The following is a 20,831-nucleotide window of genomic DNA, read 5'->3' as shown; positions in this document are numbered from 1 at the left end:
TCAAGCCTTGGCCTGAACGAAGGACGCCACTCCGACACCCGCTTCCTTGAGACGCTCGCGCAGGCGGCGCGCCATGGAGACGGCCCCCGGGCTGTCACCGTGAACGCAGATCGTCTGAACATCAATCCTGGTCATGGAGCCGTCGATGGCTTCTACAGTGCCTTCCGTCACGAGCCGCAGCATGCGCTCCGCAACGAGTTCGGGATCATGGAGCACTGCACCAGGCTCGCGCCGCGAGACGAGCGCGCCGCTTGGGGTATAGGCGCGATCGGCAAAAGCCTCGGCAACCACCGTGAGCCCTGCATTCCGCGCCTGCGCGACAATGGGGGATCCGGAGAGCGCGACGAGGATAAGATCGGGGTCGACGGCACGGATAGCATTGATCACGTCCGCAGCCTGCCGGCGATCTGCGGCAATCGTGTTGTACAAGGCACCGTGCGGCTTGACGTAGGTTACCTTCGTGCCGGCTGCCGCGGCCAGTCCCTTCAGCGCACCGATCTGGTAGATCACGTCGCCGATCAGCTCTTCGCTCGTCGGATCAATGTTGCGCCGACCAAAGCCGACGAGGTCGCGGTAGCCCAAATGGGCGCCGATTGCGATGCCGCGCTCTTTAGCTGCCCTGACTGTCCGCAAGATACCGGCGGGATCGCCTGCGTGAAACCCGCATGCCACGTTGGCACTGCTCACCAGATCCAGCATGGCAGCGTCTTCGCCCATGCTCCATGGGCCGAAGCTCTCGCCAAGGTCGCTGTTGAGATCGATTACCCGCACGTTTGCCAAGCCCCACCCACTCTTGACGTGAACGCTACCAAGTCACGACAATGCTGTCCAGACTGTTGAACAATTTTTACAAATTGCGCTACACTTGCTCAAATGAGCACCAACCGTGGATCATCTCTCATAACTGATGGAAGCTTCCTACTATTGAAATTGTTTGACTTTCCTGCGAATGGCAGTGAGCAGCGGGGGCGTTAGGAATGGGCAAGAAGCAGGAAGAAACTGATCTGCCGGGTTTGCCCGAGCAAGGAGCTGAAACTGCAAGGCGCTCGCGTCGCGGGAACGGGAGCGGCTTGGACAACGGCGTGACCGTCGCCGAAAGTGTCGCCGCCAGCATTCGTGAACGCGTCATCTCTGGCGTGCTCGTTCCCGGTAGCCACCTTTCGGAGAGCCACCTGACCGAAGATCTGCAGGTTTCCCGCAACACGTTGCGAGAAGTCTTTCGACTGCTGACGAAGGAGGGCCTGCTTCGTTACGAGGCCAATCGTGGCGTCTTCGTCTCCACGCCAAGCATGTCCACCATCATCGACATCTACCGGGTTCGTCGGCTCATCGAATGTCCGGCTCTGCGGCAAGCTCACCCGAGGCATCCGGCGGCGAGAAAGATGCGTGAGGCAGTTGATACCGCGCATATGTGCCGGGAAAGCAAAGACTGGCTTGGGGTCGGAAGTGCCGACATCGTCTTTCACGCGTCGGTCGTCGAGCTTGCCGACAGCCTGCGGCTCAGCGACTTCTACAGACAAATCTCCCTGGAACTCCGCCTTGTCTTCGGCCTCCTGCGCGACCCGGAATTCCTCCACGGGCCATTCATCGACCAGAACCGGACCATTGTCACGCAATTGGAAGAAGGAAACGCAGCGCTCGCCGCAGAGACGCTCGAAGCTTACCTCTTCCAGGCCGAACGCTTTATCCTCGGCGCCTATAGCCGCGTCGCCGGCAGCCCCTAAGAGCCACTTCGGGGGGGGGGGGCGCGGCAGCAACTCAAAGATGGATCAGGCACTAGCGTTTTTGGCCCAAGTGACTTCGAAGCTCATCTTCAGCTTGCCGACCGGCTGATTGTCAGCGTCCGACACCGTGATCTCAACATTCTCTGGCGGCGGAAAGTTGCGGCAGGCGAACTGTGCGAGTGCATTGAAGCCGGCATTCATCGCCTCCGCGGAGTCATCGACATCAATGGTGACCTCACTCTCTCGATGATCTGCGATCAGTAGACGAAATTCCGGCATGGGCCCTCCACAGCAGCGAAAACCTGACAAGAGGGCGATTGTTCCAAGGGAGGGTACGCAATGTGCCATCAGCCAGATCGCTGATCGAGCCGCCGCTGGTTAAAGCGTTCGAGACGCACCGCCATCCATGCGACCACAGCCTGCCATGCGGCGCGAAGATAGTCGTTCGCTTCAAAATGGGCCTGCTCCCGATTGGCCTCCAGTTCAGCCATCCTTTGACTGACAGAGGTGAAATCGGCCAAGGACCGGAGCGCCTCCACCACCGATGGATCATCCACCTGGTAAAGAGCCTGTATTTCGCCGGTTACCCTCCGCTGAAACGCCCTGAGCCCCCTTCCCTTATCGAGCCGCAGGCGCCGCATCAGGAAATCGAGCGCCTGCATTCCCGTGGTGCCTTCGTAGATAGCCATCACGCGCGAGTCCCTGAGGTACTGCTCGAGCCGTCAGTCACGCGTGTAGCCTGCTGGGAAACGCAGTGGTACGAGCTCCGCCGAGAACCTGAATTCCGGCATTCGCCACCTCGAACCCAATCGCCGCGCCGAAGTTCTTCACCAGCGGCAGCATCCAGCCAGCAAGATCGCTCATCTCCCTCCGAAGGTCCTCATCCTCCTCCAGACGAGCCAGACCCATGACTGTCGCCAGTTCCAGCATGGCCGCGCGCAACACCTCCGTCTGATGCCGCATCTCGTGCAATAGCCGCCTCACATCAGGATGCTCATCAATCGGCACAGGAGGTTGCCCCGGCGGGCCGCCCTGCCGCCGCTCCCGCGCATATCCTTCCGCCACGTCGACAGCAGCGGAGGCAATTCCGAGCCCCTGGCAGCCGGTCCGCAGCCGCATGAGTTCGATCATGGAGAAGAATTGCGGCAAGCCCCACCCTTCCTCACCGATCAGGACGCCGCGGGCGCCGGCGAAGCTCAATGTACAGGTGGGCGAAGCATGCAGCCCCATCTTCTCCTCGATTCGATCGACGGAGATCCCGTTCGAGCCTTCACCGATCTTGCTCGGCACGAGGAACAAGCTGATGCCCCGGGTGCCGGGCGCGTTACTCGTCCGGGCCAGGTGGCAGTGTCCGATGCGCCCGCTCATGTCGTGATCGCCAAACGAGATCCAGGTCTTCTGACTGGTGATCCCCAGATCCCGTCCCGGCACTCCGCCCGGGTGCGGATCCGTCCGACGTCCGAGCCAGCATCCGCCTCCGAAATGCAGATCGTCGCGACCATTCACCGCCGAGCAGTTTCGGAACCCACTCCTCTGCAAGATCCTCAGGTGCGCTTTCAGAAAGCAGATGCGCGGCCGCGCGTGTCGAGCCGGCAGCCATCATTAAAGCCACGCATCCCGGTTCGAATAATGGCCCGCAGGCAGCGGCGAGCGTTAGCGGCAAGCCCCTGCCGCTGTACGATGCAGCCACGTCCATACCCAGCCAGCTCGCTTCTGCGTAACGCGTGTAAGCCTCGCCGAAGCACGGCGGCATGTTTAGCCGTCCTTCGACCAGCCGCGCGCCTGTCCGGTCGCCGACAGTGTTCAGTGGCGCAAGAAAAGCTTTGGAAAGCCTCGCCGCCTCCTCGAGGATCGCCAAACCGTATCATCGTCCAGATCCCCCCTCTGCTGCAGCCGTTGCCAGCCCGGCGTGGCACGTAGAATACTTAGGGTCCGCTGCGCCTGGTCAGCAAAGCCCATGGCTTTCACCGCGGCTGCATTCGGATTCCCCCGTCAAGGCGGATCACTTCACCATTGACGTACTGGTTCTCGATCAGGAAGCGCACGGTATCGGCGAATTCAGAAGGATCCCCCAGCCGCGTCGGATAGGGGATGGAGGCCGCGAGGCCTTCCTGCGCCTCGACAGGCAGTTCCGGTAAGAGGGGCGTCAGGAAAAGGGGTTCAAGTTCCACCCAACCATGCAGGGCTTCTTTCCCAACGATCGCGGCGCCTACCTGCCTCTATGAGGCAATCGCCGAAGAAGGAGCAATCACCCTTTTCCACACTGGACAAACGGGTTTGGGCGCCGGCATGCGCGGCGGCATGGGAATGCGCCTGAAGTACGAATCCCATCCATCTCGATGATGTTGCTGCCGATTTTCCTGACATGCCGATCATCCTGGCGCACCCCTCCTTCCCCTGGCAGGAGGAGGCGCTGTCTGTCGCAACCCCACAAGCCGAACGTCTATATCGACATGTCCGGCGTTCGGCGGCATCTCGATGCTTCTGGGGTTCCAGCCTGCACTCGGGATAATTACCTCCACCCCGTATAGCTTCGTTGCCAGCTGGACGATGAGTGCCGTGCCGATGTTCCTGCTGATGGGCTTCGTCGCCTTTCATGCCGGCCTGACTATCGTGCTCGCAGCCGTAATCAGAAAATTGGCGGCGGACGTCGTCCCATCTCGCTGCTCGAGACTTTGATGACTTGCGCCTCGCTCTTCTTCATCGGCATCGGCGAGTCGATGTTTACCCGCTTCCTCGGAATAACCGGCCTCTCCTCCTTCATCGGCTCCTTCGTCGCCGACGCCGATCTCGGCTGCGGAAAGCTGACGACGATCATCGTCGTCATCTACCTGATCCTCGGTTTGTTCATGGAGCCCTTCGGCGCAATGCTCGTCACCCTGCCGGTGCTGAAGTCGGAGGGCATCAGCCTCTACGGTTGTGCAGGTCTTCAAGGGCGTGCTTCCGTTCATCCTGGCGGATATCGCCGTCGTAGCGCTGATCATCGCGTTCCCTGTGATCGTGCTCAGTCTCCCGCAAGTCCTCTTCTGACGCCACGTGAAGCATCCTGCACCTTTCCTAGCCAGTTAAATCGCCAGGGCATCTTTCAAGCGCGTCGCACTTCGCGCCTGAAGATCAAGGTCCTCTTCGATGTGGTCGATGTGGTGAAGCATTAGGCGCTTGGCTTCCTGCTCGTCGCGCCGTTCCAGCGCGTCCAGGATGGCGAGATGTTCACTGTGACCGCAACTTGACGTACCAGACCGCCCATAAAGAGCGATGACGAGCGACGAGCGAGCAACCAGTTCATCCATGAAGCGCTCCAGAATTGCGTTTCCGCTCATGGACGCCAGCAGAAGGTGGAAGTCGCCGGATGTCTTGATCTCCGCGCGTCGTGCTACGGCCCCTCGTTCACTGAGATAGCGGCTTTCTTCATGAAGCTGTTCACGCAGCACCTCCGCCATCTCCGAAGTGAACCGTCCTACTACCGCGGAGATCACGCCGGGCTCAATCAGACGCCGCGATGCAAAGACGTGTTGAGCCTCTTCTGGTGAAGGATTGGCGACAAACGCCCCGCGGTTACGCTCCAGCCGGACAAGGCCTTCGAAAGATAGCATCTGCAACCCTGCACGTGCGACGGTGCGGCTTACGCCAAAGAGCGAACCGACCTCACTCTCCGTGAGTTTGGTCGCAGGCGCCAGCCGTCTGTCGATGATCGCGTTGCGGAGCGCATCGCGAATGGCGAGCGAGCGATCTTCACCGGCAGGCTCGGCGGACTTGATGTCTTTCTGGATGTTCATCGTGAGTTCCTGGATCGCATTCTCCTACAGGCTCCTCCATCACCTGCCAAGTGTCCACGAAACGTGGCTACGATTGCATACAATTTCGCCATGTCCCTGTCGTGATTTTGCGCAAGTTCTGCAGTCCCAGGTGCTTGTGGATCAGAAAGAGCCTTTTCTCCTCCTGCTTTAGCCGGCGCCAACAGTCTTCTCCGATCTGGCACGGTCCCTGCATTGAAGTCATTGCAGGGGAACAGAGATGAGCAAAGCATCTGAAATAGACATCGCATCCGTAACCAAGGTCTATGGCACCACCACCGCGGTGGAAGCCATAAGCCTCAAGATCCCGGGTGGGACCTATTGCTGTTTGCTCGGTCCTTCCGGATGCGGCAAGACCTCTACGCTGCGAATGATTGCCGGGCATGAGACGATCAGCAGCGGCGACGTTCGCCTGGGCAATATCGTGGTGACGGACTTGCCTCCAGCGCGGCGCGGAACGGCCATGATGTTCCAGTCCTACGCCCTCTTCCCGCATCTCGACCTGGTTGACAACGTCGCCTTCAGCCTAAAGATGAAGGGAGTGCCTAAGCCCGAGCGCCAGGCAAAGGCCATGGAAATGCTCGAATTGATGGAGCTTCAGGCCTATGCGACGCGCAAGCCGGCGCAGCTCTCCGGCGGCCAGCAACAGCGCGTCGCGCTGGCGCGCGCGCTTATAACCAACCCTCAGGCACTCCTTCTCGACGAGCCCCTTTCCGCGCTTGATCCCTTCCTCAAGGTTCGGATGCGGGCCGAACTGAAGAAGCTTCAAACGTCGCTGGGGATCACCTTCGTTCACGTGACCCACAGTCAGGAAGAAGCGATGGCGCTCGCCGACCTAATCGTCGTCATGAACGATGGCCGAATCGAACAGGCCGCTCCGCCACGGACGGTCTTCGAGCAGCCGGCGACCGCATTCGTCGCAAGGTTCATGGGCGACCACAACGTCATCTCCGGGCGCATCACCGACCACCGGAACGGAGTCATGACCATCGCTGTCCCACAGGGTGGCACGTTCGTCGCCTGGGATAACAGCACGCCCTTCAGCGAAACGGCAGATTTCGCCATCCGCACCGATCGCGTCCGGATCGGAACCGAGGACATAAACGGCCTCGGCTTCACCGGCTCCGTGAGCAACATCGAGTACCGCGGCGCCTCGGTAAAGCTCACCGTCGCCGGAGCCGGGCTAGAGGATTTCACCATACTGCTTCGTGACCGGGATTTCTTCGCCAATCCCATCCGTGTCGGCGAAGCACTGCCTCTTTGCTGGGAAAGGGAGGATGTCATCGTCCTCGGACGCACCCAGCACTAACTTCACAAACAAAGAAAAATGGCCACAGCCAACAGAGGAGAACGAAAATGACCACTACCCAGAACGCAGAAAAAAAAGCCATCTCCCGACGCGCCCTTCTCAAGACGGGTGCAGCAGCAGCAGGCCTGGCAGCCGGCTCGGGCGCCATCACCGGTTTCCCGACCATCTGGGCCCAGTCGAACATCACCCTTCGTCAGTTCGGCACCGGCGTCTCGAACATCAATGCAATCGCCGAGCAGTGCAAAAAGGACCTTGGCATCACGCTTGAGATGACGGCGACGGATTCTGACGCGGCCGCGCAGCGCGCCGTGACGCAGCCGAATTCCTACGACATCGCCGACATCGAATATTGGATCCTGAAGAAGGTCTATCCGACGGGCGTGATCCAGCCAATGGAAACCGCGAAGCTGAAATATTACGACAAGGTCGTGCCGCTCTTCAAAACCGGCAAGCTCACGCCCGACAGCGTCATTGCGCAGGGCACGGCGCCGCACACCGTCGGCTATGTCGAAAGCAAAGACGCCAAGACCTTCGCGTCGGGCGAGACCGAGTTCTTCACCATGATGCCGACTATCTACAATGCCGATACGCTCGGCATCCGGCCAGATCTCGTCGGCCGCGAGATCACCACCTGGGCCGACATCATGGATCCAGCATTCAAGGGTAAGACCTCGATCCTGAACATCCCCTCGATCGGCATCATGGACGCAGCGATGATCATGGAAGCCATGGGCAACATCAAATATGCCGACAAGGGCAACATGACCAAGGAAGAGATCGACGCCACGATCGATTTCCTCATCAAGGCCAAGCAGGACGGCCAGTTCCGCGCCTTCTGGAAGTCCTTCGACGAGTCGGTCAACCTTATGGCTTCGGGCGAAGTGGTGATCCAGTCCATGTGGTCGCCAGCCGTTGCCGCCGTCCGCTCCAAGGGGATTGCCTGTAAGTATCAGCCGCTCAAGGAAGGTTATCGCTCTTGGGGCGGCGGCCTCGGTCTCGCCTCGCACCTGTCGGGCGCGCAACTCGATGCGGCCTACGAGTACATCAACTGGTACACTTCCGGCTGGGTCGGCGGCTACCTCAACCGCCAGGGCTACTATTCCGCCTGTATGGATACCGCCAGGGAATACATGTCGGCCGATGAATGGGGCTACTGGATCGAGGGCAAGCCGGCTCAAGGTGATATCCTCTCTCCGGAGGGCAAGGTCATGGAAAAGGCCGGTGCCGTCCGTGACGGTGGTTCCTTCGAAGATCGCATGGGCCACGTCGCCTGCTGGAACTCGGTTATGGACGAAGACCGGTACATGGTCCGCCGCTGGAACGAGTTCATCGCAGCCTGATAACCTCGCGGCCGGTGCAAGCCGCCGGCCGCCTCCTTAACGAGGACAACACATGGCGACGATCACCGCATCACAGGCAGCCTCGGCAAGAGCTGGCCGTAAGCCGGTACGCCGGGATGGGTCGAGTGTCAGGCTGGTTTCCTACCTGCAGGCAACGCCGCTTGTCCTCATCCTCGGCGGCTTTCTCCTGCTTCCAATCCTGATGATCGGCGTGGTCAGCTTCTGGGACTACGACTTCGCCGCCATGTATCCCGACTTAGTCACGTTCAACTATACGGAGACGCTGGGGTCCTGGGTGACCTGGAAGACCTACCTCAACACCCTGAAATTCGCCTTCCTGGTCTGGGCCATCACCCTCTTCTTCGGCTTCTGGGTCGCCTACTTCCTCGCCTTCCATGTCAGAAGCGCCGCGATGCAGATGGTCCTCTTCCTCGTTTGCACAGTGCCTTTCCTGACCTCGAACATCATCCGGATGATCTCCTGGATTCCGGTCCTCGGCCGGAACGGTCTGATCAACTCCGCCTTGATGGAGGCAGGCATCGTCAACGAACCCGTCGAATGGCTTCTCTACTCGGATTTCGCGGTGGTGCTCGCCATGGTGCATCTCTACACGCTGTTCATGGTAACCCCCATCTTCAACACACTGATGCGCATCGACCGGACACTGCTGGAAGCCGCCCGCGATGCAGGCGCCAGCAGCTGGCAGACGCTGTTGAACGTCGTAATTCCTCTCGCGAAACCAGGCATGGCGATCGGGACGATCTTTGTCGTCACCCTCGTGATGGCCGACTTCTCGACCGTGCAGGTCATGTCCGGAGGCCAGAGCGCCTCGGTCGCCCTGATGATGAAGAACCAGATGTCTCTGCTTCAATACCCTGCAGCCGCCGCGAATGCCGTGGTGCTGCTCGCCCTTGTTCTCCTGATGGTGGCCGGCATTCTTCGCATCGTCGACATTCGCAAGGAGCTCTAGATGCAAAGAGAAGCCCGCTCCCGCGAGTTCTACATCCTGGCGCTGTTCTTCGGGTTGTTCGTCCTTTTCCTGTACGGGCCGCTTTCGGCGATCCTGATCCTGTCTTTCCAAGGTCCCAATGGCGGTTTGACCTTTCCCCTCAACGGGGTCTCGCTGCGCTGGTTTGCCAACCTGTTTGAGACCCAGGCAGTGGGTGACTTCGGCGGCTCCTTCCGTCGCTCCCTTGCGCTGGGCATGATGGTAATGGCGGCGACCGTCGTGGTTTCGCTGCTGGCGGGGCTGGCTTTCCGACGCCGTTTCTTCGGCGCCTCGGCTCTCTTCTACCTGGCCGTCGCAAGCCTCGTGGTCCCCTCGATCATCATCTCTCTCGGGATCGGCGTTCTTTTTCAGCAACTGGGGCTTCAGCCAGCTTGGTATTCCTCCGCCTTCGGCGCTCACCTGACCTGGACGCTGCCCTTCGGCGTTCTCATCATGCTTGCCGTCTTCAACCGTTTCTCGCCGGTTTACGAAGAAGCGGCCCGGGACCTCGGCGCCTCCTCATGGCAGACTTTCCGGCATGTGCTGCTTCCCATCATCACGCCGAGCCTGATCGGCGTCGGCCTGTTCGGCTTTACGCTCTCCTATGACGAGTTTGCCCGCACCCTTCTTGCGGCGGGGACGTACAACACGCTGCCGCTGGAAATTTATGCGATGACCACCAATGTGACGACACCGGTGCTTTATGCACTCGGCACCGTCACCACCGCATTCTCCTTCCTCATCATTCTCGCTGCTGTCCTCCTCATCCTTCGCCTAAACCGCAGGCGGCTCAAGGGATGATCGTCCCCATGCGCATTCTCATCGTTAATCCGAACACCACCGCCAGCATGACGGAGCGAATTGCGGCGGCAGCCGAAGCCGTCGCGGCCTCCCAAACCACACTCGTTCCCGTTACGTCGACTATGGGCCCCGCCTCCATCGAGGGCTATTATGACGAAGCACTGGCGGTCCCCGGACTTCTAGAGGCAGTTCGATCTGGTGAGCGAGAGGGGGCTCAGGCCGCGATCATTGCATGCTTCGACGACACAGGACTTGACGCAGCGCGCTGCGCAGCCGCGATCCCGGTGATTGGCATCTGCGAGGCCGCCGTTGCGACAGCCTCCTTCATCGCCCAGCGCTTTACCGTGGTGACGACGATGGAACGATCAAGGCTGCCGTTGGAAGCGCTCATGGATCGCTATGGTGTCGGTCGCCGTGCAACCGTGCGTGCGGCTAATGTTCCGGTGCTCGCCCTGGAAGATCCCACCTCGTCGGCGCGAGAACGCCTGTGCCGGGAGATCGAGCGCGCCCTGCGCGAGGATCGTGCTGAAGCCATCGTGCTCGGCTGTGCGGGGATGGCGGATCTGCCAAGGCAATTGCAGGTCGAGTACGGTATCCCCGTCGTCGACGGGGTCGCTGCCGCCGTCAAACAGGCAGAGTGCCTCGTCACGCTGGGTCTCACCACCGCCAAGCAAGGCGCTTATGCCTTCCCGCTGGCCAAGCCCTATAGCGGCATCCTTGCCGGCTTCTCACCCAGTGATGCCCTATCGACATGACCAGCCCCGCCGTCATCAGAGAATTGACGCAGGACGAGCTGGGCCTTCTGCTTGAGTGGGCAAGGCTGGAGGGATGGAACCCGGGGTTGGCCGACGCCGAACCGTTCCATGCAGCAGATGCATCCGGCTTCTTAGGCTGCTTCAACCAAGAAGGCATGGTGGCGGGCATCTCCGCCGTCCGCTACTGTCAGACCTACGGCTTCATCGGCCTCTACATCTGCCATCCCGATCATCGTGGGAAGGGATTCGGAAAGGCAATTTGGGAGGCCGGTATGGACCGGCTCAGGGGCTGTACTGTCGGCCTCGACGGCGTGCCGGAGCAGCAGGCCAACTATCGCCGGATGGGATTCGAGACCTCCTACCACACCACGCGCTGGACCGGCCAGATCGTCGCCTCCAAACCGGTAAGTGGCGGGTGCGCGGCGGCCTCGCCGGAGATCCTGCCACAGCTACTTTCCTATGACGCCTCCGTCTTCGGGAAGAAGAGAACCGCCTTTCTGCCGTCGTGGTTACAGGAGCCACGTAAGGCGTTCGTGAGACGTCGAGGCGGCGCAATCACAGGCTATACCGTCCTGAGACGTTGCCACGAGGGCTTCAAGATCGGCCCCCTCTTCGCCGACGGTCTCTCCGACGCCGAGGGACTGATGGCAGCCTGCGCGCGCGAGACGAAGGATCAAGTCCTTTCCATCGACGTCCCGGAAACGCAGACGACCTTCTCGCACTTGCTGCTCACCCGAGGAATGTCGCCAGGTTTTACCACCGCCAGAATGTACAAGGGCGGCAAGCGCTCCTTCGACCCTCGTACCTTCGCAATCACTACGCTGGAACTGGGCTAGAGATAGCTCCAGGCCAAGCCAAGGCAAGCGCGTCAAAAGGCTTCGCCTAACCCAGTTGAGAACTGACCTGAGCTAGAATGTCCATCATCCTCTGCTGCGGCCGGGTCGTTCGCCACCCGGTTCTGTGGGTCAGGCCGATCGGTCGAACATGCTGGTTTGTCTCGAACGGCAACTGAACAAGAAGACCCTGATCGCACTCAATTCTCGCCTGCACATGGGAGATGCAGCCGAGGTGGTCGCTTTCCCTCAGCAGACCGCGCATAAGCAGCAGAGAGCCGGATTCGATGAGCCGGGCTGGCACGCCACTGCCGGCGCCCGAACTGGATGGTGGATGTGGCGATCGAACAGCTGAAGGAAGGGGACATCCTGGTGCTGGCCCCGACCTCCCCTTGCGACACCGGCTATTCCGGCGACCTCCTGGGCACCTCAGCACAGGTCAGAGGCCGCCGTGGCCTTGTCGTCGATGCCGGCGTGCGCGACGTGCGGGATCTGACGGCCATGGGCGCCGTGTCGGCACAGGCGACGGTCAAGGAGACATTGGGATCGGTCAACGTGCCGATCGTCTGGGCAGGTGCTGTCATCGAAGCCGGCGATGTAATTGTCGCCGACCATGACGGTGTGGTGGTGGTCAAGCGTGCCGAGGCCGCGACGGTGGCGGACGCTGCTGACACGCGAATTCCGGCCGAGGAGGTCAAGCGAGCGGCTGGCGAGCGGTGAGCTTGGCCTCGACATCTATCAGATGCGCGAGCGGCTTGCGGAGAAAGGACTGAAATATGTCTGACCCCTATGCCGACGGCATCCCGTGTCTGTGGATGCGCGGCACGTCGAAAACCGGTCGTCTTCCTCGCCTCGGACCTCCCGGCAGATTCGAAGGAGCGCGATGACCTGCTGCTGCGGGTGATGGGTTCTCCCGATGCCCGTCAGATTGATGGCCTCGGCGCCGCCGATCCGCTGACGTCCAAGGTGGCGATCCTTTCGCCGTCCACACGAGCGGATGCCGATATCGACTACTTGTTTCTTCAGGTCTTCGTCGATCAGCCCGTGGTGACGGATGCGCAAGGGTGCGGCAACATTCTTGCAGCGACTGGCCCAGCTGCGATCGAACGAGGACTGGTGAAGGCTAAGGATGGCGTGACGCCGGTACGCATCCACATGCTCAGCACCGGAGAGGTGCCCCTGGCGCAGGTCTCGACACCCGGCGGCAAGGTCACTTACGAGGGCGACGCGGCCATTGATGGCGTGCCGGGACATCACGCCGCCATTCCTCTTTTTTTCCAGAACATGGAAGGATTCATGTGTGGCGCTCTTCTGCCAACCGGCAAAGCGCGAGACGTGGTGGAAGGCTTCGACTGCACGTTGATCGACAACGGCATGCCGATCGTCATCCTTGGTGCCAAGGACTTCGGCCTAACGGGTGAAGAGGATCGCGAGGTGCTGGATGCCAACAAGGAGCTGAAGGCTCAACTCGAGAAGATCCGCCTAGCCGTCGGTCCCCTCATGAACCTCGGCCACATCAGGGCCAGGCCGGTCCCGAAGATGACGCTCGTCTAACCACCGCAGAATGGTGGAACGATCAGCACTCGAAGCTTTATCCCCCACCGATGCCGTGCCTCAATCGGGGTCTTTGCAGCCGTCAGCGTCGCAACGGCTTGCGCCCTGGAGAGCAGGGTTGCAGCCGAATTCGCACAGCTGCCGGAGGGCGAGAGACTGCTGATCGAACACCCGACGGGTGCGGCAGAAGTTCTTGTGTTCAGAGACGCAGGTGGAGCAGTCACGGGCGTAGGTACGCTGCGTAGCGAGGAAACTCTTGGAAGGGCGCGTTTCCCCGCCCCTTCATCCTGAGGCTCATACAGCCAACCTTCATCAAGCCGCTCGTAGCCGACGGCCGCATTCACTCTAAAGCTACTGGAGGCCTTAACCCTTCCGTCTTTCTCGTCCGCTATCCTGATCTCAAGGCGCTGGAGTTCAACGATCATGAGTGCAAAGCAACGGCTCGATTGGGTGGACATGGCCAAAGGCCTGTCCATCTTTCTCGTTGTCATCATGTATTGCGCAGCAAGCATTGGCGAAGACACCGGGAAAACCGGTTTTCTCCACTGGACCATCGCATTCGCTATGCCTTTTCGGATGCCGGAGTTTTTCCTTATATCCGGGCTTTTCCTCAGCCAGGTTATCGATCGGTCCTGGCGCGACTACGCCGACCGGCGCGCGGTGCACTACATCTACTTCTACGCGTTGTGGGCCAGCATCCACATCATCTTGAAGATCGCGCTGGCGCAACACGATCTGAGCGATGCGCTGACATCTCTGGCCCTGGCGACCGTGGAGCCCTATGGCGTGTGGTGGTTCATCTACATGCTGGCGTTTTTCAGCCTCTCGAGCAAGCTGCTCCACGAGCTCAAAGCGCCGCATTGGGCAACGCTGACGTGCGCTGCGGCGCTACAGATCTCATCCGTCCACACCGGCAGCTATCTGATCGACCAGTTCGCGGCCTATTTCGTCTACTTCTACGCAGGCTACGTTTTCGCGCCACTGCTCTTCCAGCTCGCCAGCTGGACGCAAACACATCGCGCCGCCGCAGCCGGCATCCTGCTGATTTGGGCGCTGGTGAACGCCACCCTGGTATTCACCCCCGGCTTCCGTCTTGATCCGGTGCATATCCAGATGGGCTGGGCCGCCCTGCCCGGCCTGCATCTGTTGGCGGCATTCGCCGGTGCGATCGCAATCATCATCGCTGCTTCACTGCTTGTCGGTCTTCCCGGAACAGGCTGGCTGCGGCAGCTGGGCGCGCAGTCGCTGGTGGTCTATGTTGCCTTCGTCATCCCGATGGGGATCGCGCGCACGCTGCTGCTCGGGATCGGCCTTGATGAGCCGAACCTGCTAAGTCTCGTCGTTCTGGCCGTCGCCCTGACTTCGCCGCTGGTGCTATGGTGGATCACAGAGAAGGTCGGCATCGGCGTTTTCTTGTTCGAGCGACCGGGTTGGGCGCATCTTTCAGGCGCTGCTAAACGCTCAAGAGGGCCTTCATCGGGACCGATCACCGCCAAATAGGGCTCGGAGCGCAAAGGTGAGGTGCCGGCTCACCGCCGTCGGAACCATGGAATTTCGCTCGAGTCTCGCAGTTCTTGACGGACGGATGCTCGATCGGGAGCAAGATTCCGGTCTCGCGGCCGCCAATCTTGTCGTCTGGAAGCCGGGGCAGCTTGCCACCCCGGCTTCCAACATTAAGGTCTTACTGCTGCCAGCTCTTCACCAGTTCGTCGTAGTTGACCGTGATCGGCTTTTCCTTCTCGTTCTCTATCTTTAGCTGAGGAGCGAGATTTCCGGCCTTTACCGCTTCGGCGTTCCAGTATTCAAGGTCATGCTCTTCGGCGAGCTTCGGACCGATATCGCCCTGAACGCCTGCGCGCTCGAGGCGCTCCATGACCTTTTCCTGCTCGGCGCAAAGCGAGTCCATGGCCTCCTGAGGCGTCTTGGCGCCGGACGAGGCATCACCGATTGCCTGCCACCAGAGCTGAGCAAGCTTCGGATAGTCCGGAACGTTCGTCCCCGTCGGCGACCACTGAACGCGGGCCGGCGAACGGTAGAACTCGATCAGGCCGCCGAGCTTGGGCGCGCGGTCGGTGAAGCTCTCATGCTGAATGGTGCTTTCGCGAATGAGCGTCAGGCCCACATGGCTTTTCTTCACGTCGATCGTCTTGGACGTGACGAACTGGGCATAAAGCCAGGCCGCCTTCGCCCGATCGTCTGGCGTCGACTTCAAAAGGGTCCAAGAACCGACGTCCTGGTAGCCGAGCTTCATGCCTTCCTTCCAGTAGACACCGTGCGGCGACGGGGCGAAGCGCCACTTCGGCGTACCGTCCTCGTTGACCACCGGCAGTCCGTCCTTGACCATGTCGGCGGTAAAGGCGGTGTACATGAACATCTGCTGCGCGATCTCGCCCTGAGCCGGCACGGGTCCGGATTCGGAGAAGGTCATACCCTGTGCGGCTGCCGGCGCATAAGCCTTCATCCAGTCGAGATACTTCTGGATGGAGTAGACCGCCGCTGGCCCGTTGGTATCACCGCCGCGGGCAACGCAGGAGCCGACGGGACGCGAGTTCTCGTCGACCTTGATGCCCCACTCGTCCACGGGCAGACCGTTCGGAAGGCCCTTGTCGCCGTTGCCGGCCATGGAAAGCCAGGCGTCCGTGAAGCGCCAGCCGAGCGACGGATCCTTCTTGCCGTAGTCCATGTGACCATAGACCTTCTTGCCGTCGATCTCGCGGCCGGTGAAGAATTCGGCAATGTCCTCATAGGCCGACCAGTTGACCGGCACGCCGAGATCGTAGCCGTACTTTTCCTTGAAGTCCGCCTTATTCTTCTCGTCGTTGAACCAGTCGTAGCGGAACCAGTAGAGGTTGGCAAACTGCTGGTCGGGCAACTGGTAGAGATCGCCATCCGGTGCCGTAGTGAACTTCAGACCGATGAAGTCGTCCAGATCCAGCATCGGATTTGTGACATCCTTGCCCTCGTTCGCCATCCAGTCGGTCAGCGAGCGGGCCTGCTGGTAGCGCCAATGGGTACCGATCAGGTCGGAGTCGTTGACATAGGCGTCGTAGATGTTCTCGCCGGACTGCATCTGTGTCTGCAGCTTTTCGACGACGTCACCCTCGCCGATCAGGTCGTGGGTGATCTTGATGCCGGTGATCGCCGTGAAGGCCGGCGCCAGAACCTTCGATTCATACTCGTGCGTCGTGATCGTTTCCGAAACGACCTTGATGTCCATCCCGGCGAAAGGCTGTGCCGCATCGATGAACCACTGCATTTCCTGTTCCTGCTCGGCGCGGGATAGCACCGACATGTCGCCGATCTCCGCGTCGAGAAACTGCTTTGCCTCCTCCATCCCGGCAAAGGCATTGCCGGTCATGGCGAGCAGCACCGCTGCCGTTGTTGTCAAAAGATGCCGTCGCATATCATCCTCCCAGGTTGCGATTGCACATACTATGGGATGTCGCCTGACATCCCATTCACTTGCGTCAGACGGTCCTGAACACCGCAAAAGTGTAGACCAGGCTGAGCGCAAGAGACCACCACAGGCTGGCGCCGGTTAGCCCCAGCCATGCGAGATTGATGAAGGCCGATCCCAGCAGCGAGATGAAAAGCCGGTCGCCGCGGGTCGTCTCGAACCGCAGAATGCCGACCCTCGGATGTCCCCCGGGCCGCGCATATTCCCAGACAGCCATCAGCGCGAGGAGCGTCAGGATCGTTAGAAAGAACACCGCCGTCGGGAAGGACCAGGCCATCCACCCGCCGGGGGACAGAGGCGCAAACCAGTCGCGCTCCCCGTCCTCTACCGGCAGTGCCAGGATCAACGCCACGACGACGATGGCGTGAACGGCGACGACGCCCGCGAGAGCAATCGGCCAGCGGCGGCTGCGTTTGAAAGCTGCGGCCATCAAACCCTCCCCAGGGCGAAGCCCTTGGCGATGTAGTTGCGAACGAAATAGATCACCAGCGCGCCGGGAATGATCGTCAGCACGCCGGCTGCCGCCAACACGCCCCAATCCATGCCTGACGCGGAAACGGTACGCGTCATGGTCGCTGCAATTGGCTTGGCATCCGTCGTAGTCAGGGTACGGGCGATCAGCAGTTCCACCCAGGAAAACATGAAGCAGAAGAAGGCGGCAACCCCGATGCCTGAGGCGATCAACGGCATGAAGATCTTCACGAAGAAGCGCGGGAAGGAGTAACCGTCGATATAGGCTGTTTCGTCGATCTCCTTCGGTACACCGGACATGAACCCTTCCAGGATCCAGACCGCCAAAGGCACGTTGAAGAGGCAGTGCGCGATCGCAACCGCAATATGCGTGTCAATGAGACCGAAGGCGGAATAGAGCTGGAAGAACGGCAGGGCAAAGACGGCCGGCGGCGCCATACGGTTGGTCAGCAGCCAGAAGAACAGATGCTTGTCGCCGAGGAACCGGTAGCGGGAGAATGCGTAGGCAGCCGGCAGCGCCGCAGCGACCGAGATCACTGTGTTCATCACCACGTAGATGATCGAATTGATGTATCCGTTGTACCACGACGGGTCCGTGAAGATCACCATGTAGTTGGCAATCGTCGGCCGCTGCGGCCAGAGCGAGAAGTCTCCGAGGATCTCCGAATTGCTCTTGAAGCTCATGTTGATCAGCCAGTAGATCGGCAGGATCAGAAACAGGATGTAGAGCGTGGGGATGACCCACGACCAGCTTCTCTTGGCGTCTGACGTGCTCATGGTGCCCTCCTAGCTCTTTGCATCTTGACTGGTCATGACGGTGTAGAACACCCATGACAGGAGCAGGATGATCAGGAAGTAGATGATCGACATCGCCGCCGCCGGCCCCAGATCGAATTGGCCCACGGCCATCTTCACGAGATCGATGGAGAGGAAGGTGGTCGAGTTACCTGGGCCGCCGCCGGTGACGACGAAGGGTTCGGTATAGATCATGAAGCTGTCCATGAAGCGCAGCAGGACGGCGATCAGCAGCACGCGCTTCATCTTCGGCAGCTGGATGTAGCGGAACACCGACCAGCCCGAGGCGCCATCAATCTTAGCCGCCTGATAATATGCGTCCGGGATCGACGCGAGGCCAGCATAGCATAGAAGCACCACCAGGCTGGTCCAGTGCCATACATCCATGACGATGACCGTCACCCAGGCGTCGACCGGATCCTGGGTATAGTTGTAGTCGATGCCGAGGATCCGCAGGTAATGGCCGAGTAGACCGATGTCGACGCGGCCGAAGACCTGCCAGATGGTGCCCACGACGTTCCATGGGATCAGGAGCGGCAACGCCATCAGTACCAGGCAGACCGGCACGCCGATGCCCCGCTTCGGCATGTTCAAGGCGATGAGGATGCCAAGGGGAACCTCGATCGCCAGGATGACGAAGGAGAAGATCAGGTTGCGGATGAGAGCATCCCAGAACCGGTCGGAGTGCAGAACATCCGTAAACCAGTCGGTACCCGCCCAGAAGAACTGATTGTTGCCGAATGTGTCCTGCACCGAGTAGTTGACCACCGTCATCAGTGGGATGATGGCCGAAAATGCGACGAGCAGCAGCACCGGCATTACCAGGAACCAGGCCTTGTTGTTCCACGTCTTGTTCATGGTCAGGCTCCCGTCTCGACACGCCAGGAATTGGCGTAGAGGTTGAGGGCATCAGCGTCGAAGGTCACGCGTGGATCAGCTGGAATCTCCGTGTCTTCCGGCACGACGGCCGCCAGCGGATGGCCCTCAAAGCTGGCGCGGACGATTTTCTGGCGCCCCACGTCCTCCACCTTGGAAATCGCAATCGGCATGCCGTCCCGTGCCAACTGCACGAATTCGGGACGGATACCGAGTTCAAGCCGCGCTTCACATGCAACCGCCGGCCTCTTCGGCAGCGCAATCTGCTGGTTGCCGACGACAACGGCTGATCCTTCGAGCGCCGCCGGCATGATGTTCATGCCCGGCGAGCCGATGAAGTAGCCAACGAAGGTGTGGCGCGGCCGCTCGAAGAGTTCGACCGGCGTGCCGATCTGGACGATCTCGCCCTCGTACATCACCACGACCTTGTCGGCGAATGTAAGCGCTTCCGTCTGGTCGTGGGTGACATAGACCATCGTGAAGCCCGAGCGCCGGTGCAGCCGCTTCAGCTGCGATCGCAGAACCCACTTCATGTGTGGATCGATGACGGTCAGCGGCTCGTCAAAGAGGATTGCGTTAACGTCGCTTCGCACCAGACCGCGGCCGAGCGAGATCTTTTGCTTTTGATCGGCCGTCAGCCCCTGCGCCTTGCGCTTGGCCCAGTCCGAAAGGTCGATCATCGACAGGATCTCGTTGACCCGCCGGTCGACATCGGCCTCCGGCAGCTTGCGGTTGCGCAACGGGAAGGCCAGATTGTCGTAAACGGTCATCGTGTCGTAGATGACCGGAAACTGGAAGACCTGGGCTATATTGCGCTTCTCGGTCGGCAGGTTGGTGACGTCGGTACCGTCGAAGAGGATCTTCCCCTCAGACGGCGTCAGCAGGCCGGAGATGATGTTGAGCAGGGTTGTCTTGCCGCAGCCGGATGGACCAAGAAGGGCGTAGGCGCCGCCGTCCTCCCATTCGTGATGCACCTCCTTCAGCGCATAATCCTTCGCCTCCGTGGGCTTCGGTCCATAGGAGTGGCGGATGTGGTCGAGCGTGATCCGGGCCATCATACGCCTCCCGAACTCATGTTAAGGGAGTGGCCGTCGGCATTGAAGGCCATCAGGTGCCGGCTGTCGAGAAAGACGTCCATGCTGCTGTCCGCCTCCACGTCGTGCACCCCATGCTGCAGCATCACCCAGCGATTTCCCCGATAGTCGACATGCACGAAGCTCTCTGAGCCTGCGATCTCGGAGACGAGGACCTTTACCGGGATCATGGCTGAGGCATCTGAAACCGGGTGCACAGACAGGTGGTGCGGATGGAAGGCGATGGTTACCTCGCCATCGGGAACGGCACCCAGATGCGGCGGCAGGGGAATGGCCTGCTCACCGTCGACGTGAAGGACCTGTCCCTTCTTTGTCATCGCGACCGTGTTCAAGGGCGGATCGGCGAATGTCCTTGCCGTAAGCAAGTCGCCGGGGCGTCTGTAGACGTCGATCGTCTCGCCATACTGGGTTACCCGCCCCTCACTCAGTGTCGCGGTTCTACCGCCAAGCAGCAGCGCCTCGGTCGGTTCGGTGGTCGCGTAAACGAAGACGGCGCCTGATTGCGCGAAGATGCGGGGAAGCTCTTCGCGCAGTTCTTCCCGCAGTTTGTAATCGAGGTTGGCGAGTGGCTCATCCAGCAGGACGAGGCTGGCGTTCTTGACCAGCGCGCGAGCAAGCGCCGTGCGCTGCTGCTGACCACCGGAGAGGTTGAGCGGCGTCCGCCCGAGATAGGGCGTCAACTTCAGGAGACCTGCCGCCTTTCGCACCTCCCGCTCGATCGTTGCCTTGTCCTTGCCGGCAATCCGCATCGGCGAGGCGATGTTCTCGTACACCGTCATCGCCGGGTAATTGATGAACTGCTGGTAGACCATCGCAACGTTGCGATCCTGCACGCGAACGCCGGTGACCTCCTTGCCGTCGAAATGGACGGAACCGGACGTCGGCACGTCGAGCCCGGCCATCAGCCGCATGAGCGACGTCTTGCCAGAGAGCGTCGGCCCCAGCAGGACGTTCAACGTTCCCCGTTCCAGAACAAGGTTCGTCGGACGGATGTGAACCTCCTCCCCGACAACCTTCTCGACGTTTCGCAATTCCAGCAT

Annotated in this window: 21 protein-coding genes and 4 pseudogenes; 13 read left to right on the top strand and 12 right to left on the bottom strand. The window is 60.6% G+C overall.

Translation table 11 applies throughout. The features are described from left to right. Entirely contained in the window at window positions 1-771 is a 771-nt protein-coding gene (locus MUU54_RS14530) for a LamB/YcsF family protein (protein ID WP_247244734.1), read from the bottom strand. 311 nt (window positions 772-1,082) lie between these two features. Between MUU54_RS14530 and MUU54_RS14525 the strand changes: the two genes are divergently transcribed. Then, window positions 1,083-1,724: a GntR family transcriptional regulator gene (locus tag MUU54_RS14525; RefSeq protein ID WP_312038832.1), complete on the top strand. Its 642-nt coding sequence runs from the start codon at window positions 1,083-1,085 to the stop codon at window positions 1,722-1,724. Between the two features lie 45 nt (window positions 1,725-1,769). Here the strand turns inward: MUU54_RS14525 and MUU54_RS14520 are convergent, their stop codons facing one another. The 4 genes and pseudogenes from MUU54_RS14520 to MUU54_RS14500 form a co-directional block, all read right to left on the bottom strand. Then, a complete protein-coding gene (locus MUU54_RS14520) occupies window positions 1,770-2,003 on the bottom strand; it encodes a hypothetical protein (protein WP_247244732.1) in 234 nt (77 codons plus the stop codon). A gap of 68 nt (window positions 2,004-2,071) precedes the next feature. After that, a complete protein-coding gene (locus tag MUU54_RS14515) occupies window positions 2,072-2,386 on the bottom strand; it encodes a hypothetical protein (RefSeq protein WP_247244731.1) in 315 nt (104 codons plus the stop codon). Between the two features lie 64 nt (window positions 2,387-2,450). Further along, a complete protein-coding gene (locus tag MUU54_RS14510) occupies window positions 2,451-3,092 on the bottom strand; it encodes an acyl-CoA dehydrogenase family protein (protein ID WP_247244730.1) in 642 nt (213 codons plus the stop codon). A gap of 596 nt (window positions 3,093-3,688) precedes the next feature. Further along, window positions 3,689-3,880 (bottom strand): annotated as a pseudogene (locus tag MUU54_RS14500) (3-hydroxyacyl-CoA dehydrogenase); the annotation flags it as partial. Between MUU54_RS14500 and MUU54_RS14495 the strand changes: the two are divergent. From MUU54_RS14495 to MUU54_RS14485, 3 genes and pseudogenes are all read left to right on the top strand, one after another. Next, window positions 3,878-4,186: pseudogene (locus MUU54_RS14495) on the top strand (amidohydrolase family protein); the annotation flags it as partial. The pseudogenes MUU54_RS14500 and MUU54_RS14495 sit on opposite strands and share 3 nt — an antisense overlap. A 16-nt stretch (window positions 4,187-4,202) precedes the next feature. Further along, complete coding sequence (locus MUU54_RS14490; RefSeq protein WP_247244875.1) at window positions 4,203-4,403, top strand: hypothetical protein; 201 nt, start codon at window positions 4,203-4,205, stop codon at window positions 4,401-4,403. Then, on the top strand, window positions 4,403-4,879 hold the full coding sequence (locus MUU54_RS14485; protein WP_247244728.1) for a hypothetical protein: 477 nt from the start codon (window positions 4,403-4,405) through the stop codon (window positions 4,877-4,879). The genes MUU54_RS14490 and MUU54_RS14485 overlap by 1 nt, the downstream gene beginning before the upstream one ends. On the opposite strand, the gene MUU54_RS14480 is transcribed toward MUU54_RS14485, so the two are convergent. Then, the gene (locus MUU54_RS14480) at window positions 4,790-5,500 is read right to left on the bottom strand and encodes a GntR family transcriptional regulator (protein ID WP_247244727.1); all 711 of its coding nucleotides are present in this window, start codon (window positions 5,498-5,500) and stop codon (window positions 4,790-4,792) included. The two genes, MUU54_RS14485 and MUU54_RS14480, sit on opposite strands and share 90 nt — an antisense overlap. Before the next feature lie 238 nt (window positions 5,501-5,738). On the opposite strand from MUU54_RS14480, the gene MUU54_RS14475 reads away from it, so the two are divergent. The 9 genes and pseudogenes from MUU54_RS14475 to MUU54_RS14435 all read left to right on the top strand — a co-directional run bounded on the left by MUU54_RS14475 (window position 5,739) and on the right by MUU54_RS14435 (window position 14,598). Continuing rightward, complete coding sequence (locus MUU54_RS14475; RefSeq protein WP_247244726.1) at window positions 5,739-6,827, top strand: ABC transporter ATP-binding protein; 1,089 nt, start codon at window positions 5,739-5,741, stop codon at window positions 6,825-6,827. 47 nt (window positions 6,828-6,874) lie between these two features. Then, window positions 6,875-8,167 carry an ABC transporter substrate-binding protein gene (locus MUU54_RS14470; RefSeq protein WP_247244725.1) on the top strand — a complete coding sequence of 431 codons (1,293 nt, stop codon included), beginning with the start codon at window positions 6,875-6,877 and terminating at the stop codon, window positions 8,165-8,167. 52 nt (window positions 8,168-8,219) lie between these two features. Beyond that, on the top strand, window positions 8,220-9,137 hold the full coding sequence (locus MUU54_RS14465; protein WP_247244724.1) for an ABC transporter permease: 918 nt from the start codon (window positions 8,220-8,222) through the stop codon (window positions 9,135-9,137). Continuing rightward, window positions 9,138-9,956: an ABC transporter permease gene (locus MUU54_RS14460; protein WP_247244723.1), complete on the top strand. Its 819-nt coding sequence runs from the start codon at window positions 9,138-9,140 to the stop codon at window positions 9,954-9,956. 8 nt (window positions 9,957-9,964) lie between these two features. Continuing rightward, complete coding sequence (locus MUU54_RS14455) at window positions 9,965-10,711, top strand: aspartate/glutamate racemase family protein (protein ID WP_247244722.1); 747 nt, start codon at window positions 9,965-9,967, stop codon at window positions 10,709-10,711. Continuing rightward, a complete protein-coding gene (locus MUU54_RS14450; protein ID WP_247244721.1) occupies window positions 10,708-11,547 on the top strand; it encodes a GNAT family N-acetyltransferase in 840 nt (279 codons plus the stop codon). Before MUU54_RS14455 ends, MUU54_RS14450 begins: the two co-directional genes overlap by 4 nt. A 318-nt stretch (window positions 11,548-11,865) precedes the next feature. Further along, a pseudogene (locus MUU54_RS14445) lies at window positions 11,866-12,328 on the top strand (4-carboxy-4-hydroxy-2-oxoadipate aldolase/oxaloacetate decarboxylase); the annotation flags it as partial. Further along, a pseudogene (locus tag MUU54_RS14440) lies at window positions 12,321-13,447 on the top strand (4-oxalomesaconate tautomerase). The pseudogenes MUU54_RS14445 and MUU54_RS14440, both read left to right, overlap by 8 nt. 107 nt (window positions 13,448-13,554) lie before the next feature. Beyond that, complete coding sequence (locus MUU54_RS14435) at window positions 13,555-14,598, top strand: acyltransferase family protein (protein WP_247244720.1); 1,044 nt, start codon at window positions 13,555-13,557, stop codon at window positions 14,596-14,598. Window positions 14,599-14,779: 181 nt separating this feature from the next. On the opposite strand, the gene MUU54_RS14430 is transcribed toward MUU54_RS14435, so the two are convergent. The 6 genes from MUU54_RS14430 to MUU54_RS14405 all read right to left on the bottom strand — a co-directional run bounded on the left by MUU54_RS14430 (window position 14,780) and on the right by MUU54_RS14405 (window position 20,831). Further along, on the bottom strand, window positions 14,780-16,501 hold the full coding sequence (locus MUU54_RS14430; protein WP_247244719.1) for an ABC transporter substrate-binding protein: 1,722 nt from the start codon (window positions 16,499-16,501) through the stop codon (window positions 14,780-14,782). A gap of 64 nt (window positions 16,502-16,565) precedes the next feature. Next, window positions 16,566-16,832 carry a DUF2160 domain-containing protein gene (locus MUU54_RS25010; RefSeq protein WP_247244861.1) on the bottom strand — a complete coding sequence of 89 codons (267 nt, stop codon included), beginning with the start codon at window positions 16,830-16,832 and terminating at the stop codon, window positions 16,566-16,568. Window positions 16,833-16,984: 152 nt separating this feature from the next. Continuing rightward, window positions 16,985-17,803: a carbohydrate ABC transporter permease gene (locus MUU54_RS14420; protein WP_247244718.1), complete on the bottom strand. Its 819-nt coding sequence runs from the start codon at window positions 17,801-17,803 to the stop codon at window positions 16,985-16,987. A gap of 9 nt (window positions 17,804-17,812) precedes the next feature. Then, entirely contained in the window at window positions 17,813-18,679 is an 867-nt protein-coding gene (locus MUU54_RS14415) for a carbohydrate ABC transporter permease (protein ID WP_247244717.1), read from the bottom strand. A gap of 2 nt (window positions 18,680-18,681) precedes the next feature. Then, the gene (locus tag MUU54_RS14410) at window positions 18,682-19,752 is read right to left on the bottom strand and encodes an ABC transporter ATP-binding protein (RefSeq protein WP_247244716.1); all 1,071 of its coding nucleotides are present in this window, start codon (window positions 19,750-19,752) and stop codon (window positions 18,682-18,684) included. After that, window positions 19,752-20,831 (bottom strand): ABC transporter ATP-binding protein, encoded by a 1,080-nt coding sequence (locus MUU54_RS14405; protein WP_247244715.1) that lies wholly within the window; start codon window positions 20,829-20,831, stop codon window positions 19,752-19,754. Before MUU54_RS14405 ends, MUU54_RS14410 begins: the two co-directional genes overlap by 1 nt.

It is taken from the genome of Pseudorhizobium tarimense (assembly GCF_022968135.1).
In the GTDB taxonomy this organism is placed as follows: domain Bacteria; phylum Pseudomonadota; class Alphaproteobacteria; order Rhizobiales; family Rhizobiaceae; genus Neorhizobium; species Neorhizobium tarimense.
Note: the sequence above shows the minus strand (reverse complement) of the source record. Positions and strands in the feature narration are given on the sequence as shown.

Bases quoted from the DNA above. Each gene is read 5' to 3' on its own strand.
- MUU54_RS14520 (WP_247244732.1), bottom strand. From the start codon at position 2,003: ATGCCGGAATTTCGTCTACTGATCGCAGATCATCGAGAGAGTGAGGTC.
- MUU54_RS14515 (WP_247244731.1), bottom strand. From the start codon at position 2,386: ATGCAGGCGCTCGATTTCCTGATGCGGCGCCTGCGGCTCGATAAGGGA.
- MUU54_RS14510 (WP_247244730.1), bottom strand. From the start codon at position 3,092: ATGAGCGGGCGCATCGGACACTGCCACCTGGCCCGGACGAGTAACGCG.
- MUU54_RS14490 (WP_247244875.1), top strand. From the start codon at position 4,203: ATGCTTCTGGGGTTCCAGCCTGCACTCGGGATAATTACCTCCACCCCG.
- MUU54_RS14485 (WP_247244728.1), top strand. From the start codon at position 4,403: ATGACTTGCGCCTCGCTCTTCTTCATCGGCATCGGCGAGTCGATGTTT.
- MUU54_RS14480 (WP_247244727.1), bottom strand. From the start codon at position 5,500: ATGAACATCCAGAAAGACATCAAGTCCGCCGAGCCTGCCGGTGAAGAT.
- MUU54_RS14475 (WP_247244726.1), top strand. From the start codon at position 5,739: ATGAGCAAAGCATCTGAAATAGACATCGCATCCGTAACCAAGGTCTAT.
- MUU54_RS14470 (WP_247244725.1), top strand. From the start codon at position 6,875: ATGACCACTACCCAGAACGCAGAAAAAAAAGCCATCTCCCGACGCGCC.
- MUU54_RS14465 (WP_247244724.1), top strand. From the start codon at position 8,220: ATGGCGACGATCACCGCATCACAGGCAGCCTCGGCAAGAGCTGGCCGT.
- MUU54_RS14460 (WP_247244723.1), top strand. From the start codon at position 9,138: ATGCAAAGAGAAGCCCGCTCCCGCGAGTTCTACATCCTGGCGCTGTTC.
- MUU54_RS14455 (WP_247244722.1), top strand. From the start codon at position 9,965: ATGCGCATTCTCATCGTTAATCCGAACACCACCGCCAGCATGACGGAG.
- MUU54_RS14450 (WP_247244721.1), top strand. From the start codon at position 10,708: ATGACCAGCCCCGCCGTCATCAGAGAATTGACGCAGGACGAGCTGGGC.
- MUU54_RS14435 (WP_247244720.1), top strand. From the start codon at position 13,555: ATGGCCAAAGGCCTGTCCATCTTTCTCGTTGTCATCATGTATTGCGCA.
- MUU54_RS14430 (WP_247244719.1), bottom strand. From the start codon at position 16,501: ATGCGACGGCATCTTTTGACAACAACGGCAGCGGTGCTGCTCGCCATG.
- MUU54_RS25010 (WP_247244861.1), bottom strand. From the start codon at position 16,832: ATGGCCTGGTCCTTCCCGACGGCGGTGTTCTTTCTAACGATCCTGACG.
- MUU54_RS14420 (WP_247244718.1), bottom strand. From the start codon at position 17,803: ATGAGCACGTCAGACGCCAAGAGAAGCTGGTCGTGGGTCATCCCCACG.
- MUU54_RS14415 (WP_247244717.1), bottom strand. From the start codon at position 18,679: ATGAACAAGACGTGGAACAACAAGGCCTGGTTCCTGGTAATGCCGGTG.
- MUU54_RS14410 (WP_247244716.1), bottom strand. From the start codon at position 19,752: ATGGCCCGGATCACGCTCGACCACATCCGCCACTCCTATGGACCGAAG.
- MUU54_RS14405 (WP_247244715.1), bottom strand. From the start codon at position 20,831: ATGCTGGAATTGCGAAACGTCGAGAAGGTTGTCGGGGAGGAGGTTCAC.